Source organism: Tumidithrix elongata BACA0141, assembly GCF_036349135.1.
Classification (GTDB): Bacteria; Cyanobacteriota; Cyanobacteriia; order Pseudanabaenales; family Pseudanabaenaceae; genus Tumidithrix; species Tumidithrix elongata.
Window position 1 is genome coordinate 1 of sequence record NZ_JAZBJZ010000129.1, and the last position, 14,834, is coordinate 14,834.

Consider the following 14,834-nt stretch of genomic DNA (forward strand, 5'->3'; position numbering starts at 1 on the left):
AGTTGTCAGTTGTCAGTTGTCAGTTGTCAGTTGTCAGTTGTCAGTTGTCAGTTGTTTGAGTCAAGCCAAATCTAAACTACATAGCCATCGCGAAGATGGATTACAGGATGATTGGCAGCTCGTACCATTTGCTCATCGTGGGTTGTGACTAAAACCGTCACCCCAAAAGAATTAAGCTTTTTAAGGATTTTGATTACCTGCCATGCGTTCTCAGCATCAAGGTTTCCTGTGGGTTCATCGGCTAGTAATAGGGGCGGCGTGTTGACGATCGCTCTGGCAATACTCGTTCTTTGCTGCTCTCCACCAGAGAGTTCCTCGGGAAAGCAATTGGCTTTGTGCGTGAGCCCCACCATTTTGAGCGCGGGTTGCAGGCGACGTTGAATTTCTTTATGGGTAAAACCCTGTGCCATCAAAACGAGTGCGACATTCTCGGCTACCGTGCGGCGGGGCACAAGTTTATAGTCTTGAAAGACAATACCAATCCGTCGCCGCAGCATGGCAAGCGCATTGCCTTTGAGGGTATTGAGATTAATGCCGTTGACAATCACATCGCCGTAAGTTGCCTGCTCTGCCCCATACAGCAATTTCAGCAGGGTGGATTTACCAGAACCTGAGTGACCGGTGACAAACTTAAAATCTCCTTGAAAGAGTTCAAAATTGACACAGTTGAGACCGACAGCGCCGTTATTGTAGGTCTTTTTGACATTCTCAAGGCTCACGATTAAAGGTTTGCCTTGCTTATTCCCATCGGTTTGTTCGCCTTTAGCGATGGTTGGGCTGGGAATCTTTGAAGTTGGTGCTTCTGAGGCTGTACCTGATAATTTGGGGACTGTAACAGGAGTCTTTAGCATGAGTAATATTTAGGGAACTCGATCGGCATCGGTGTGAGCATTATAGCCATCCATGTCAATGATTCGTTGCGATTTCTAAGCCATTCTGATTAAGCTGAAATATGTAACTTTAATCGCTTGGGTCATATTGCCTCTTAAATAAAAACTAGCTTTACAATTTTTGGCTGTTTTATATCACAAAGCAGTACAGTTTGTAACGGGGGCAGGGGCGAGAAAAATCAAGAGTTTTTGCGTAAGACACAGCAAACTGACACGTATTACCGCCTGATTTTGACTTACACCAAAGATACGGCAAGCATCATAAAAGCTGAGAAAACTTTTTGCGATCGCTTCACATAGTTTTAAAGTCATCGATACGGAGATGGCTTGAGATTCATCGGTAAGTCGATCGGCGATCGCCAACTGCGCCATCACTAACTGAATTTCTGCAGGTTCTTGAAATAGGAATTTCGGTTTAGGCTCGAAGGGTTGCCATCTAAAGGGAATCTGCCGATCGCAAAGTAAGCCCTCCCGTTCTGCGAGTCTAAGTAAGGCACAACAACGGGTATAGGCATATTGCACTTCCCAGGGAGCTTCATAGTTCCTGTTGATAGAATCGGGTTGCCAATCATATAAAGCCGCTAAGCAATCGATTAAGAAGCGATCGCTGAGTTCAAAGTTGAGCCAACCTTTTTCTGATACTTGGGTGGTAAATTGAGAATCCGCGATCGCTTCTAGCCTTTTACGCAAACGATTCGCAATGATGAGAGGATCGAGCTGGCATAGATTGCCCAGACTTAAACTAACTGAAGTCGTGTAATGACAAGTCTCATCAGAGGAATATTTGGGATAACCCGCTTTTACTTGTAATTGAGAGGGTTTAAGCCTTACGCAAATCGGTTCCTTCAATTCATTATTAAGTTCGCTGTCAAATTTAGGAGCAAATTTAGGAACGAATTCAGGAGCGAACTCACGATCAAATTCTAAAGCGATCGCTTCCATCAGTCTGGCTTTGAGAATTTGGCTAGGCGCTATCAGTAAAGTCACGAAAAGTCACGAATTGGTGCGGCAGCTAATCAATCGGTTGGCGATCGCTTCCATAGTAAAAATACCACTGACAAAGGGAAGATGACCTTTGGGAGCAGAGAGGTTAAAGGTGAGTTCGCGATATTGCTTCCAATGGTAGGCTTCAAACAAAAAGAAGCTGGCGCGCCACCCAACGCGATCGCCAAATAATGCCCAAGCTTCGCCCTTATCCCAACGGCTTTGATCGCACCGATGCCAGATCGGCTGTTGCACGCTAAATCCAAAATGACCGTTGCTATATTTGCGCCAGAGGCGATCGATCAGCCCCAAGTCTTCACAGGGAAATTGGGTGAAATGCATCCCATTCAAGCGATCGCCCACATCGAGCTTGCAAAGCTGCCGCATAATCGCTGTCGTTTCTAAATCTGCCTGCCGCCATTTACCCGCCGCCAGCAGGTCGCGTAGGGGCATATAGACCACACCGCTGTTTGAGAAAAGTTCTAGGGCAAGTTTGACTCTTGGTTCGCTGCGATCGCGCAAGAGTTCGTAGGCTGACCATTGAATTTGCTCGGACTTATCCTTTAACGACCGAATTAACAGATCCAATCCTCTCTGACCGTAATTTAATGCTTCTTGTAACGCCGCGATCCGATATTCAATGTCTTGGTTGCGATCGGAGATCCGCCTTTGTACGCCCTCTAAGCCACCCAAGACCACGCCTGCTTTAGGCATTGCCGCTTGACCGCCTAATACGACATCACGCTTTTGGGGCTGCTTTGGATCGTTACTCGTCATGGGTATGAGATTTAGAATGGCTAAATTTATATGCGATCGCTATTATCGCAGCGATCGCACGGGACAAACACCCCAAGAACTTACAGCACAAGAACTAGAAAGTGTACTAACTCCGATGAAAATCTCAGCGTGATCGCTAGGGAAATTGGAATTTCGAGGATGGCGAGAGATTGACAGCAGTACAAGTGTTTGCGCCCATTGCAAATCCTATGCAGTTGAGGTTTCTGAGCTAACTGTCGAGAGAGCGATCGAAACGACTAAAAAGGGGGAAAAGAGCGATCGCAAACCAAAAGAAAAGATTCCCTCTGTCCGATTAGTGAAACAAACGGTGTATAGCTGTCATTTTTGTGGCTGTGTCTTTGCTTACGATCGACAGGAAACACCGATGCTTTCGATTAGTGGTTCTGGCGATTACAGTTCCAGCGATTTTAGTAGCAGCTATAGCAGTTCTAGTAGTGATTCCAGTAGCTATGACAGTTCCTATAGTAGCGATTACGGCAGTTCCTCCAGTGATTTTGGTGGAGGCAGTAGTGATGGTGGTGGTGCGGGGGGCGATTGGTAAGCGACGATAGAAGCAGAGATCGGTGAAGTATAAAGCTACTCGATCTAGATTTGTCGATCTAGCTTTAGAAGTGTATGCAACAAGACATTGGCTCCCTGCACGCAATGTTCTGGAGAGGTGTATTCGGTTTCAGAATGACTGACCCCATTTTGACTGGGGACAAAAATCATTCCCATCTCTGTTAATTTTGCCATCTCTTGGGCATCATGCCCAGCGCGACTAGGCAGATGGAGGTAAGTAAGCTCTAACTCTTGACAGGTTTGCACGATCGCTGACTGAATGATTGGACTCGCAAGGGCAGGTTGATTCTGTAGAACTGGCTTCAGGCTAATTTTTGTCTGGTTAGCGGCGGCGATCGCTTCTAGATCGCCCTCTAAAGACTCGATCAAATTATCTAAATTCCGATCGGATAGGTCGCGAATATCTAGAGACATCTCGACAAAAGCAGGAATCGTATTGGGAGCATTGGGGCTAACCAACATTTTACCCACCGTTGCCACTTGCTTTCCAGGCAGGTTTGCCAATAGATTTACGCTCAAAATTACTTGAGCTGCTGCCACGAGTGCGTCTTGGCGCATGGACATAGGGGTCGTTCCTGCATGGCTGGCACTACCTTGGACGGTAATCGTATAGCGTCTTTGCCCAACCACACCTTCGACCACGCCGATCTGGATACCTGCACTATCCAATACGGGGCCTTGTTCGACATGAAGTTCCAGAAATGCAGCAAAGTCACGGCGATCGCGCTGAGCTGTCTCGATCTTTTGCCAATCTCCCCCAATACTAGCCAAACAAGTTTGAATCGTTCCTTCCACAGGATGATAGGACTCAGGATTTGGGTTCACATTCCCCGTTATAGCTTTGCTCCCCATCATGCTGCCTTCTTCATCCGCAAACACGATCGCTTCTAGGGAGTGCTTGAGTCGTAAGGAATTCTCTTTTAACGTTCGGATCGCTTCTAGGGCTGCCAGCACACCATAGGCTCCATCGTAATGTCCTGCATTGGGTACGGTATCGATATGCGAACCCGTAGCGATCGCTGGCAGATTGGGATTGCTCCCTGCATAGCGCCCAATAATATTTCCACCAGCATCAATCTTGACCTGCATATCGGCTTCAAGCATCCATTGCTGCACCAACTGCCGCGCCTCTATATCCCTTGAGCTATAGGCAAGGCGTTCTACCCCACCATTTGGGAGTTGACCAATTTGCGCCAAGGTAGCAATACTGGCAAGGAAGCGATCGCCATTGATTGAGAGGGTCGAAAGCATGGGAGTCGCCATAGGTTTGGGAAAAGTAGCGTAGATTTAAGCAATTGACATTTACTATGTATACTGTATACATTAAGACTACGCAAGAAAGTGAGGAATTCGCACCTTGGGCTTGTCTACCATCCAACGCAGTCAATCTTTGCACGAACAGACCTATCGGGTCTTGCGAACCAACATTTTTTCGGGTGAACTAGCCCCTAACGAGCGTCTGGTTGAGACCCAATTGGCCGATCGCTTGCAGGTGAGTCGTACACCGATCCGCGAGGCAATTCGCAAGTTACAACAAGAGGGTCTTGTGATAGCAGACGCAAGTGGAGGTCTGCGGGTAGCAACGCTTTCGATTGGGGATGTTATTCAACTCTATGACTGCCGCATCGCCCTAGAGCAACTTTCTGTGGCTGGAGCCTGCGATCGCGCCAGTACTCAGGAGATCGAGCAGCTAGAACAATATGTAATCTCGGCTGAGAAGCTAGCTCGTGCAAAATTGGTGGAACCCACAGAACTTTTAGAATTGGACTATCAGTTCCATCATCTCATTGCCGAAAGCTCTGGAAATAAATGGCTGGTTTCTTTACTAGAACAAGTGTTTGATAAGATGTTTCTCCTGCGCTTGCGAACGACCAACCACAACCCTGAAGTACTAGAAATTCGCCAAGAGCATCGCCAGATTTACGAAGCGATCGCGCAAAGAGATGCCCAATCCGCCAAGGATACGATTTGCGGACATCTCACGAACAGTAAAGCTAGAGTCGTGAGAGCCGTGGAAATTTTGCAAACAGGTCAATAAATCACCGTACCCAATTTTATATTAAGGAAAAATTATGTCTGAAGCGACTGGACAAATAACAACGGAAACCAAAAAAGTATTTATCTGTGGTTCTGCCTTAAAAGGTCAACCCGACCATCAAAACCTGCAGTCTGCTACGTTCGTTAAACCAGCAAAAACTCGCCCTCTCTATCGACTCCATGCGGCTGAGAATGGATGGCATCCTGCAATCTATACTGTGGCAGAGGGTGGCATTAGCATTCCAGGCGAAGTATACGAACTCACGATCGCGCAATATGACTATCTACTCGCAAACGAGCCGCCCCATATGTATCCTGGGGATGTGGTTTTAGAGGATGGCGAAGTCTTGACGGCAATGCTCTATCCTCGCGAACTCGTGGAAAAATATCAGTGGTTGGATATCTCAGACTTAGGTGGCTGGGCTGCCTATAAAGCTAGTCTTACATGAGGTGATTGTTAGAAAATTTATCCCCCCTCAGTCAACGATAGCTTCGATTTGCCATCGACATTTTGCCCTGTTTTATACTAAACTGACATTAAATTGGGAAAAAATAGGGCAAAATCACGGATATATTACTTTTCTATGCAAATTTCATTTTTTGTTTATAAAGTAATTATCATATATCCATAGTCCTAGCTTTAGAATATTCAAATGAGTCCAATCACAAGAATTAGCCGCAAAATCTTGCTAATCTTTGCGGCATTTGTTTTCGGTTTATTTGCTGTATCATTCGTTCCTATTTTTGCTGTTGAAGGAGCCCCACATTGGAGCTATGGTGGAGCAGCAAATCCTACGCGATGGGGCGATCTCAGTACTGATTTCGCAATGTGTGAGGCAGGCAAAGAGCAATCTCCTGTCAATATCACAGGTGCTGTAAAAGGAAGCCCTGCAAAGATTGTCTTTCACTACAGTCCAGCTCCCCTAGTCGTTTTCAACAATGGTCATACGATCCAAGCAAATTACGCGAAAGGAAGTACGGTGACGATTGACGGTAATGAATACGAACTTCTCCAATTTCACTTTCATACCCCAAGCGAACATACGATTGACGGGAAAGCTTCGGCGATGGAACTACATCTAGTGCATCGTAATGCCGCAGGCAAACTGGCAGTGGTTGGCATCATGCTTGATGAAGGAACAGAGAATCCTCTGATCCATGAGATTTGGCAAAATATTCCTGCTGCTGGCAAAACCAATAAGGTTAGCGATCGCACGATTAATGCTGCTGACTTATTACCTAAGAGCAAAGCTTACTTTAGCTACAATGGTTCGCTCACAACACCACCCTGTAGTGAAAGTGTAAAATGGAACGTTCTTGCCGAACCGATTACAGTGTCCGAAGAAGAGATTGATGCGTTTCAAAAGCTCTATCAGGTGGATGCGCGTCCGCTCCAACCCACAAACGGTAGGGTTATTACCTTACATCGCGAATAGATAGATACTACTTGCATAATAATAGGAATCCATTCTATTGAAATGCTTTACTCCTTGTAATCATGAAACAGTTACAAGGAGTAAAGCATTTTTATATGCCAGCGTGACCCATAGCAATTCCAGCGACCAGCATTCCTAAAACCAAGAAAGGTTGAGCGCTTGCCTGATATTTCACATCATTTTTTAACGGATCGCGCAGGAAGTACATATCTTGAAATGTGATTTGAGGAATCACGAGCAACACGATCAAACTGGCGAGTAGTTGTTGTCCCACGGTGACGAGGTAGACAGCAATACCAATTTGAAACACATCAATCATGGTGGCAGAAATCAACGCAGCTTTGTCAATGCCAAACATTACAGGCAAAGACTTAAGCCCCAAACTGCGATCGCCTTCGACACTCTTAAAGTCATTGACAATCGCAATTCCTAGCCCAGCGAGGCTGTAAAACAGGGTCAGCCATACCACAGTCCAATTGAGCGTCCCAAACAGGGCGTGACCCGCCCACCAAGGTAGGGCAATATAACTCGACCCCAATGCATAGCTACCCAGCCAACCATTTTGTTTGAGTTTGAGTGGTGGGGCAGAGTAGATATAGGACAAAAATGCCCCACCCACAGCTAGTTTGGTGATAATGAAGTCTGTATGCCCCACACCTAGATCGAGTACGATCGCTACTGCAATCCCCGCAATTAGCAAAATCCAAATCTGGGCGATCGCTTGATTGAGCGGCATTGCACCCGACGGAATCGGTCGATAGGGCTCGTTGATCGCATCAATTTCGCGATCGTAATAATCATTCATGATCTGCGTATAGCCTGTGAGCAGAGGGCCTGACATCAACATGCATAGCAACGAAGTCAAGACATTGGGAATTGTCCATGTAAACTCACCTGACGAAGCAGCCCCGCAAATTACACCCCACATCAGGGGAATCCAAGTAATTGGCTTCATCAGTTGGAGGCGCAACTTCCAAATCGAAGTTTCTTTGACATCCGCGCCTTTCATACCTAGCATTTGACGGGCGCGAGCGTCATTAGAAGGAAGGTCAGGAGTTGGAGACGACATTTTTAGTTTTTAAATTACTTAACACGTACAGTTCTACTTTAATATGCTGGGGAATATGCTGGTGCTAGAGAGCATTTAGAATCCCATGAAATATATCACCCCACACTTGACACCAAATCTGGCGCTAAGTCTCTGTGTAAGCGCGATCGCAACCTTTATACCTAATGCCCATACAGCTAGTGCCCATGCAGCTAGCGCCCATTCTTTTGCGCCATCTCGACTAAGTCAAAACCCCAATTTTCTCGCAAAAGCAGACGGGGAGCTGATCCCTAGAAAACTTAGCGATGCTGAAATTAAACAAGTTTTACCTCAGCTCACTGGCTGGTCGGTGGTTCATGGCAAGTTGCACAGATCGTTTAAGTTTGCTGACTTTATTCAAGCCTTTGGATTTTTGACGAAAGTTGCGATCGCCGCCGAAAAATTAGGTCACCACCCCGAAATTTACAATGTCTACAATCTTGTCACCCTCGATCTCACCACCCATGATGTCGGGGGAATTAGTAGGCTTGACATTGAGCTAGCCAAGCAAATTAATGGGTTTTAGGTAAGAACAAGGGTTTGTTGTAAGCTAACATAATTTTTGAAAAACTCTCAGGAGGTATAGCATGGCAGGCATTCGAGATGTAGAAGGGAATCCTGGTGATACATGGGATGACATGAGTTGGATCGACATGAGCGAAGCAGAGCAGGAACTCTGGGGCATACTAGGTTGGGATGAGGACAGTTGGGAGGAAGAGACCGATCCTCCTGAATCTGACGATCTATACTGGGAAGATCTAAGTTCATCTCAGCGTTCTGCTGCCACAAAACTTGGATATACAGAAGATTATTGGGACGAAGAAGAATAACTAGTCTTGCTTGAGAGGAGGGTGAAGCGATCGCTTTATCCTCCTCAAGCACCTAAGCCGACTATTCCTCAGTGACTGCCTTACCTCACGCCTAACATAAACACCCAAAACACATGGCTGAACTAATTGGTCGCGTCTTTGCCACAGAAAGTAGCCCGAATACTCCCGACACCTTCAACTTTTGGACGGAGCTAAACTCACCTGTGGGCATTGGCACTATTGTAAAAATTACCGTAGCGCAGCCGCCCAAACGCAACTTTGGTAAAGCCACCGCCACAAAATGGGATATCTATGGCATTGTGGTCGAAGCCCATGGCTACACAGATTTGGTTTCCGCCTTGTATGACTATATCGGAGCCGATCGCAGTGCTGAGCTAGCCGATATCGCCCCCACCCAACGCCCCGAAATTCGCGCCTTTAAAGCCGCCGTCTTGCGAATGGAACCAGAGGAGCCTTTGCAACCCGTTCCGATTGGACCTGTATATCTAGCTGACGATGATGCCGTACTGATGTCCCTGCGCATGGATGAGTATGTTGGCAAAGGTCGCGGCATTCCAGTCGGTGTCTATGTCAAGGGTGGCATGAATTCGCCCGTATATCTCGATGCCGATTTCCTCTTAGGCCCCGAAGCCGCTCATCTGAATATCACGGGGGTATCGGGATTGGCAACCAAAACTTCCCTTGTGGAATTCTTGCTTAAAAGTATCTTCGCGCACTATTGTCCCGACAATCCCGATCGCGGCGTAGCAGCAGTATTTTTTAATGTCAAGGGACCCGATTTGCTCTATCTCGATCTCGCCCCTGCGGAGGGCGGACAGCTTACAGAGGAGGAATTGGATGTCTATGAAAAACTGGAAATTCCTGCAACGCCCTTTGATGACGTGCATTACTATGCTCCCTTTAAGCCCGATGGTTATAACCTGAATACGCTGCGAACGCATCCCGCCCTACTCCATAACGTCTCGCCACTCCAGTGGGGCTTAACTGAGATTTTTGAATATACAGAGGTTCTGTTAAATCGCGATGATGTCGATGCCAAAGCCGATGCCGTTCTCTCTTTGATCGAGGAGAAAGTGATTCGCAACCCCGATTTGAACTATACCCTTGGCGTAAAGGTGTCAAACTTCCAAAAATTGGAAGAGTGGTTTAGTCGCGTGATTGAAGAGATGGAAAGCGAAAACAAGAAGGAATGGCATAGCCATCACATTGCCACGATCTATAAGGTGCGAAACCGCCTGATGAATATCACCAATCGCTGTAAAGGCTTGGTTGGTAATGGCGATATCGTCAACGATCTGCCTTGGGGTGATTTTCGCAAGAGTAATATCTATGTAGTAGATGTAGCGAATTTAGAGCCAACTGCCCAAGATCTCGTCTTCACGCGCATTGTCAGCAAGATTCGCGAATCGCTCGAACAGAACAGTCTGGGTGTGGAACGGGTAATTATTTTTGTGGATGAATTGAACAAATATGCTGCCTCGGATGGTAGCGACACCTATTTAAAGCGAACTCTCTTGGATATTTCAGAACGCGGCCGCTATTTGGGTGAAGTTCTATTTTCCGCCCAACAGTTCCGATCGCAAGTCCACAAACGTATCGTCGGTAACTGCGGTACGGGGCTTTACGGACGTATGGATATGGACGAACTTGCTACCCCCGGCTATAGCACGCTCTCCTCTGCGGTGAAAACCAAACTTGCCACCCTGCCCAAAGGCGAACTGATGGTACGCCACCCTCACTTTACGCAGCCCGTATTTCTCAAGTTCCCTCGCCCACCTGTGATGCGCGGACAGGACGGACGCAATATCTATCAACCCGTCCCTGATATGCCGTTTGAGGAAGCCATGGTCTATCGCCTGCGGCGCATCGATTCGCGTTTGTCGCCTGCAAAGATTAAAGATGCGATCGCGGGTCTAGATAAGGAGGTCGTACTCTCTCAAGTGAATCGCATCGAACAACAAAAGCCCAGCGATATTCTCGGCTTCTTGAAAACGGGTTTGCAGCATGTTCCTACGCGCAAGAACGGTCATAAACCCTTAAAAGTTGCCCCTGTCTATCAACCCGACGACGATCCTTATGGGGATTAATACAGCAGTTTTTGAGCAAGTCCGCCACAAATATTGGGATATAACGCCTAACCTAGCGTTGTTCTAGTTGTGGTGGATTTGAAGTCAATTTGCTGTAAGTTTGCGATTTATGAAAAAAATTTGTCAATCACTTGTATAAACACTGCAAAATCTGGGAATTTAGCTTTGTGTTCCAAGTACATTTCAGCATAACCTAAAGCCTCAACAGTACGTTGAATGTGGCTAGCTGTTTTTCTGTATGCTAAGCCTTCTAATGAGTACGCATTGTGAAGATCATCCGCTGGATGAGGCCTTAGTTGCATGTCGTCAACACTGGGGTCAAAGCCATGCACTGCTGCAATGCGAGGAGCTGAAAGTCTTGGATGTATACGAGTAAAGTGTGTATGCTCCGCAAGAAACCATGCTTCAATCTCCATTACGCCTAATATGAAATCAACGGAGACGGGTTTTGTTTGTAATCGATAGCGGAGTCCAGTTCTTAACTTAGGCAAATCTGCTAGTGAAGAGTCGGGGTAGACATCACGAACACCAATAATCACACTAAAGCCTGCATTTATCAGGGTTTCATAGTTTTCGCGAATATCAGAGCCAACACGATTATCAGTACCTGAATTAATGATTCTGATGTAAAAGTTCTTATCAGCCCCACTCCCACTGTCAGCGATATCTTCATACTCACGAAGACTTCTAGCACCACCAGAAGCTCTGACCAATACGATTTGTAGATTCCTCTCATTCGCAATCTCTCGTATTATTTTGTCAATGAAACGTAACTCTGTTTCGCCTTCAACAAAAATAGCCATTTTTTTCATGAATGGATTCCAGCTATTAGCTCTACATCACTTGAATTCTCTACAAAAAAATCTTCTTTCTCATTAATGAAGTCCATAGCAAGAAAATCGAAGTTATTCAGTCCTGTAAATTTAAAGTTGTCAAATGCAGCTTTTGAGTTTTTGTAATTATGTACTGTGACATTCCCGCCTTGGCGACTTAACAAAGACCATTCCTCTAGAGGGACATTATTCATGACAAATCGATCGTTAGTGCTCATGACCAACTGGATTTCTGAATCCCTCGCACATTGGCGGATGACGTGGATTAAGCGGCAAGATCGGTCAAAGTCTAGTCCCTCACCAATGTCATCAATAAGTATAAAACTGGGATGGTCTCCATGAATTGCATACTGGAGATGGATAACTATCGACAACGCACGGAACATCCCTTGAGACATTTCCGTTTGCTCTGTCTGACTCGATAAAGAGCGTTCTTTAACAGATAAAGTGACTGGCGTAAGCGGAATAATTGAGTTCGACTGGATTTGTATGTTTTGAGGGGTGGTTGCATCCATATCCTCGATGTCATATCCAATATCGTTCATCGCTTCAATGACCGCCTTTTTGAAGACACTTGGATATTGCTTTAACCCTTTACGAAACAGACCGACTACCTCATTAGGATTTGTTGGATCGGGCTGTGGCGCATCATTGACGACCAAACCGATCATATTTCTGCCCATGGCATCTCCAAAGAAGTAATGACGTATACCTAAGCCCCAATCACTTAAAGGTTGGAGAAAAGGATGTTGTATTGCATCTCTTCTGGCAACGACTGCAGCATCAGTTTCAGGTGTCTGAAAGTCTAGATTTTTATGTTCTTTTTCATGAAAGATGGATCCCCTACCACCTTCACCACGTTCTAGAAGAATTTTTTCGCCATCTGCGAACGACTCACGAATAACCTTGTGGTCTGAGATTTGGAGAATGTACTTCAGGATGCGATCGTTGTGTTCAAACGTGACATCGTAGTTACCACAGGTTAGCGCACCAGGTTTTTGCCTACCTGAAAGCAGGTTCCCAAGACCACTCAGAACATTTAGAGTGCGCGTTTTTCCAGTAGCATTCTTGCCAACTACTAAGTTGATGGGTTCTAGAGTAAAGTCAGATATTGACCACTCCTTCGGCTCATTTAGAAATTCTGAATACGAGACTGATTTTAATCTCATTGAATGACTACCACGAATTCGAGCTTTTGTTTTCAAGTAGTATACGAGAGAAACTTACCTGCTAGCAAGTTTCTCCAGCTAGGTTTAGCAATTCTCATCATGAAAATTTTAGCTTAATTTCACTCAAGTTATTGAGAGTAGTCGCCATAACGGCTCTTGGAACGACTATGTCTTCTTTTAAGATATGACTGCTAGGGCAAACTACAAGTCAAAATGAGAATTGCTGTTATTGATGACTGATTGAGATTTTTGTGACTACAAAGTAGAACTTAGTTTGGGTAACCATCGATCGCGTTCCATTCGATGATTTATAGAAGTATTCTTGATGTGGCAGTATGTATCCCGACAGGAATCGCAGTATTACCAAGTCAACGAGATCGCTGCCCCTTAACGGAAACGGGCTGTAATACTCTGTATTGCTATAATATAAAAATTCGGTTGACAAGTTAGGTAAACAAAAATGGTTCAAACTCTAGCTAAGACAGAATTGATGACTTTTACAGAATTTGTGGAATGGAAGCCAGAGAATAGACTTTATGAACTACATGATGGAGTAATTGTTGAGATGCCGCAACCCGTTGGAAAGCATGAGCAAGTGAAGGGGTTTTTAGCTACGGAGCTAGTCTTTGAGTATAGAAAGGCAAATCTACCTTACTTTCTGCCTAGTCAAGCTTTCGTGAAAGTACCTGAGGCTGAATCGGCTTATTTACCTGATATCTTAATTTTAAATACTTCTAATTTAGTAAATGAGCCATTGTGGGAGAGTCAATCTACAGTCACTCAAGGAGCATCGATTGTGATTGCGATCGAGGTGGTGAGTACAAATTGGCGGGTTGATTATTTCACTAAGGTTAATGATTATGAGGAGATGGGGATTCCTGAATATTGGATTGTGGATTATTTGGGATTGGGTGGTAGAAGGTTTATTGGCAATCCAAAGCAGCCAACGATTTTAGTGCATGAGTTGATTGATGGCGAATATCAAGTAACCGCATTTAGGGGCGATGAACGAGTTATATCGCCAACTTTTCCAGAATTGAATTTGACGGCTAATCAGATTTTTCAAGCGGGTAATTAACAGGGATATGAATCAACTTAACGATACGGATTTTGGGCAAAAGATTAAAGAGTTGATTGATAGCCTCAAGGGGATTTGTGCTGCCTATGGGTTGGGAAATGATGGAAATGAGTACAAAATTATTACTCAGGTCTTTCTGTATAAGTTGATGAACGATAAGTTTGCTTATGAGGTAAAGCAGGCAATAAAGGAGGTTGCGATCGCGGAGAGTTGGGAACAGTCGTTAAAAGCGATGACTGAGGATGAGTATAAGTTTCTGTTGATGAAATTGCCTTCTAATACCGCAAATTTAAAGCCCGATCATTTTTTGGCGACTTTGTATGAGAAGCAAAACAATCCTGATTTTGCGAAGTTGTTTGATGATACGTTACGAGATATCGCCATTCAAAACAATGACATTTTCTCGGTCAAAACGGAAGGGGATACTAAGATTCCATTATTCGATCGCGTGAGCGAGTTTGTTACGGATACTTCTAAGCGTGATGCGTTTTGTCGGGCGATCGTTAACCAGTTGATTAAGTTTAGTGCAGAACATATTTTTACGCAGAAGTATGATTTTTTTGCAACGTTATTTGAATACTTGATTAAGGATTACAACAAGGATAATGGCGGTAAGTATGCCGAGTACTATACGCCCCATGCAGTAGCAAGGATTATGTCGGCAATTTTGGTGAAGGGGCGGGTGCAGAATGTCACGGTTTACGACCCTTCGGCGGGTTCGGGGACTTTGTTGATGAGTATTGCCCATGCGATCGGTGAGGAGCGCTGTACGATTTATTCGCAGGATATTTCGCAGAAGTCGTCGAGTTTATTGCGATTGAATTTGATTTTAAATAATCTGGTACATTCAATTCCCAATATCATTCAGGGGAACACATTGGAGTATCCCTATCATAAAGATGGAGCGCAGTTAGCGAAATTTGATTATATTGTATCAAATCCACCGTTTAAGACAGATTTTAGCGATTTTTGGATCGATTAATAAAGATGATTTAGGGCACCTCTAAAAATCAGTCAGAGACGAAAAACGAAAATAAAAAGAGA

General features: G+C 45.1%; 15 protein-coding genes and 1 pseudogene. 9 read left to right on the forward strand and 7 right to left on the reverse strand.

Annotated features, from left to right (window positions below; genetic code table 11):
- Window positions 1–71 precede the first annotated feature (71 nt).
- The 3 genes from ftsE to V2H45_RS21880 form a co-directional block, all read right to left on the reverse strand.
- Window positions 72–851 (reverse strand): cell division ATP-binding protein FtsE, encoded by a 780-nt coding sequence (ftsE, locus tag V2H45_RS21870; RefSeq protein ID WP_330485807.1) that lies wholly within the window; start codon window positions 849–851, stop codon window positions 72–74.
- A 174-nt stretch (window positions 852–1,025) separates the two neighbouring features.
- Window positions 1,026–1,877 (reverse strand): DALR anticodon-binding domain-containing protein, encoded by an 852-nt coding sequence (locus V2H45_RS21875; RefSeq protein WP_330485808.1) that lies wholly within the window; start codon window positions 1,875–1,877, stop codon window positions 1,026–1,028.
- 6 nt (window positions 1,878–1,883) lie between these two features.
- Window positions 1,884–2,651, reverse strand: a complete 768-nt coding sequence (locus V2H45_RS21880; RefSeq protein WP_330485809.1) for a GUN4 domain-containing protein — start codon at window positions 2,649–2,651, stop codon at window positions 1,884–1,886.
- 145 nt (window positions 2,652–2,796) lie between these two features.
- Between V2H45_RS21880 and V2H45_RS21885 the strand changes: the two genes are divergently transcribed.
- Complete coding sequence (locus V2H45_RS21885; protein ID WP_330485810.1) at window positions 2,797–3,213, forward strand: hypothetical protein; 417 nt, start codon at window positions 2,797–2,799, stop codon at window positions 3,211–3,213.
- A gap of 44 nt (window positions 3,214–3,257) precedes the next feature.
- On the opposite strand, the gene V2H45_RS21890 is transcribed toward V2H45_RS21885, so the two are convergent.
- Window positions 3,258–4,496: a Zn-dependent hydrolase gene (locus V2H45_RS21890; protein ID WP_330485811.1), complete on the reverse strand. Its 1,239-nt coding sequence runs from the start codon at window positions 4,494–4,496 to the stop codon at window positions 3,258–3,260.
- Between the two features lie 94 nt (window positions 4,497–4,590).
- On the opposite strand from V2H45_RS21890, the gene V2H45_RS21895 reads away from it, so the two are divergent.
- The 3 genes from V2H45_RS21895 (at window position 4,591) to V2H45_RS21905 (ending at window position 6,706) form a co-directional block, all read left to right on the forward strand.
- Complete coding sequence (locus V2H45_RS21895) at window positions 4,591–5,271, forward strand: GntR family transcriptional regulator (protein ID WP_408648862.1); 681 nt, start codon at window positions 4,591–4,593, stop codon at window positions 5,269–5,271.
- 34 nt (window positions 5,272–5,305) lie between these two features.
- Window positions 5,306–5,719, forward strand: a complete 414-nt coding sequence (locus V2H45_RS21900; RefSeq protein WP_330485813.1) for an allophanate hydrolase-related protein — start codon at window positions 5,306–5,308, stop codon at window positions 5,717–5,719.
- Window positions 5,720–5,923: 204 nt separating this feature from the next.
- Window positions 5,924–6,706 (forward strand): carbonic anhydrase, encoded by a 783-nt coding sequence (locus tag V2H45_RS21905; protein ID WP_330485814.1) that lies wholly within the window; start codon window positions 5,924–5,926, stop codon window positions 6,704–6,706.
- Window positions 6,707–6,797: 91 nt separating this feature from the next.
- Here V2H45_RS21905 and chlG read toward each other — a convergent pair whose 3' ends face one another.
- Window positions 6,798–7,775 (reverse strand): chlorophyll synthase ChlG, encoded by a 978-nt coding sequence (gene chlG / locus V2H45_RS21910; RefSeq protein ID WP_330485815.1) that lies wholly within the window; start codon window positions 7,773–7,775, stop codon window positions 6,798–6,800.
- A gap of 262 nt (window positions 7,776–8,037) precedes the next feature.
- On the opposite strand from chlG, the gene V2H45_RS25735 reads away from it, so the two are divergent.
- The 3 genes from V2H45_RS25735 (at window position 8,038) to V2H45_RS21925 (ending at window position 10,710) form a co-directional block, all read left to right on the forward strand.
- Complete coding sequence (locus V2H45_RS25735; protein ID WP_408648864.1) at window positions 8,038–8,319, forward strand: 4a-hydroxytetrahydrobiopterin dehydratase; 282 nt, start codon at window positions 8,038–8,040, stop codon at window positions 8,317–8,319.
- Between the two features lie 61 nt (window positions 8,320–8,380).
- On the forward strand, window positions 8,381–8,623 hold the full coding sequence (locus V2H45_RS21920; protein WP_330485817.1) for a hypothetical protein: 243 nt from the start codon (window positions 8,381–8,383) through the stop codon (window positions 8,621–8,623).
- A 113-nt stretch (window positions 8,624–8,736) separates the two neighbouring features.
- Window positions 8,737–10,710: an ATP-binding protein gene (locus tag V2H45_RS21925; RefSeq protein ID WP_330485818.1), complete on the forward strand. Its 1,974-nt coding sequence runs from the start codon at window positions 8,737–8,739 to the stop codon at window positions 10,708–10,710.
- A gap of 107 nt (window positions 10,711–10,817) precedes the next feature.
- On the opposite strand, the gene V2H45_RS21930 is transcribed toward V2H45_RS21925, so the two are convergent.
- Both V2H45_RS21930 and V2H45_RS21935 read right to left on the reverse strand, forming a co-directional pair.
- Window positions 10,818–11,522 (reverse strand): hypothetical protein, encoded by a 705-nt coding sequence (locus tag V2H45_RS21930; protein WP_330485819.1) that lies wholly within the window; start codon window positions 11,520–11,522, stop codon window positions 10,818–10,820.
- Complete coding sequence (locus V2H45_RS21935; RefSeq protein ID WP_330485820.1) at window positions 11,519–12,712, reverse strand: AAA family ATPase; 1,194 nt, start codon at window positions 12,710–12,712, stop codon at window positions 11,519–11,521. Before V2H45_RS21935 ends, V2H45_RS21930 begins: the two co-directional genes overlap by 4 nt.
- Before the next feature lie 460 nt (window positions 12,713–13,172).
- Here V2H45_RS21935 and V2H45_RS21940 point away from each other — a divergent pair, with 460 nt between their 5' ends.
- Window positions 13,173–13,790: a Uma2 family endonuclease gene (locus tag V2H45_RS21940; protein WP_330485821.1), complete on the forward strand. Its 618-nt coding sequence runs from the start codon at window positions 13,173–13,175 to the stop codon at window positions 13,788–13,790.
- A 7-nt stretch (window positions 13,791–13,797) separates the two neighbouring features.
- Window positions 13,798–14,760 (forward strand): annotated as a pseudogene (locus tag V2H45_RS21945) (HsdM family class I SAM-dependent methyltransferase); the annotation flags it as partial.
- Between the last annotated feature and the right edge of the window lie 74 nt (window positions 14,761–14,834).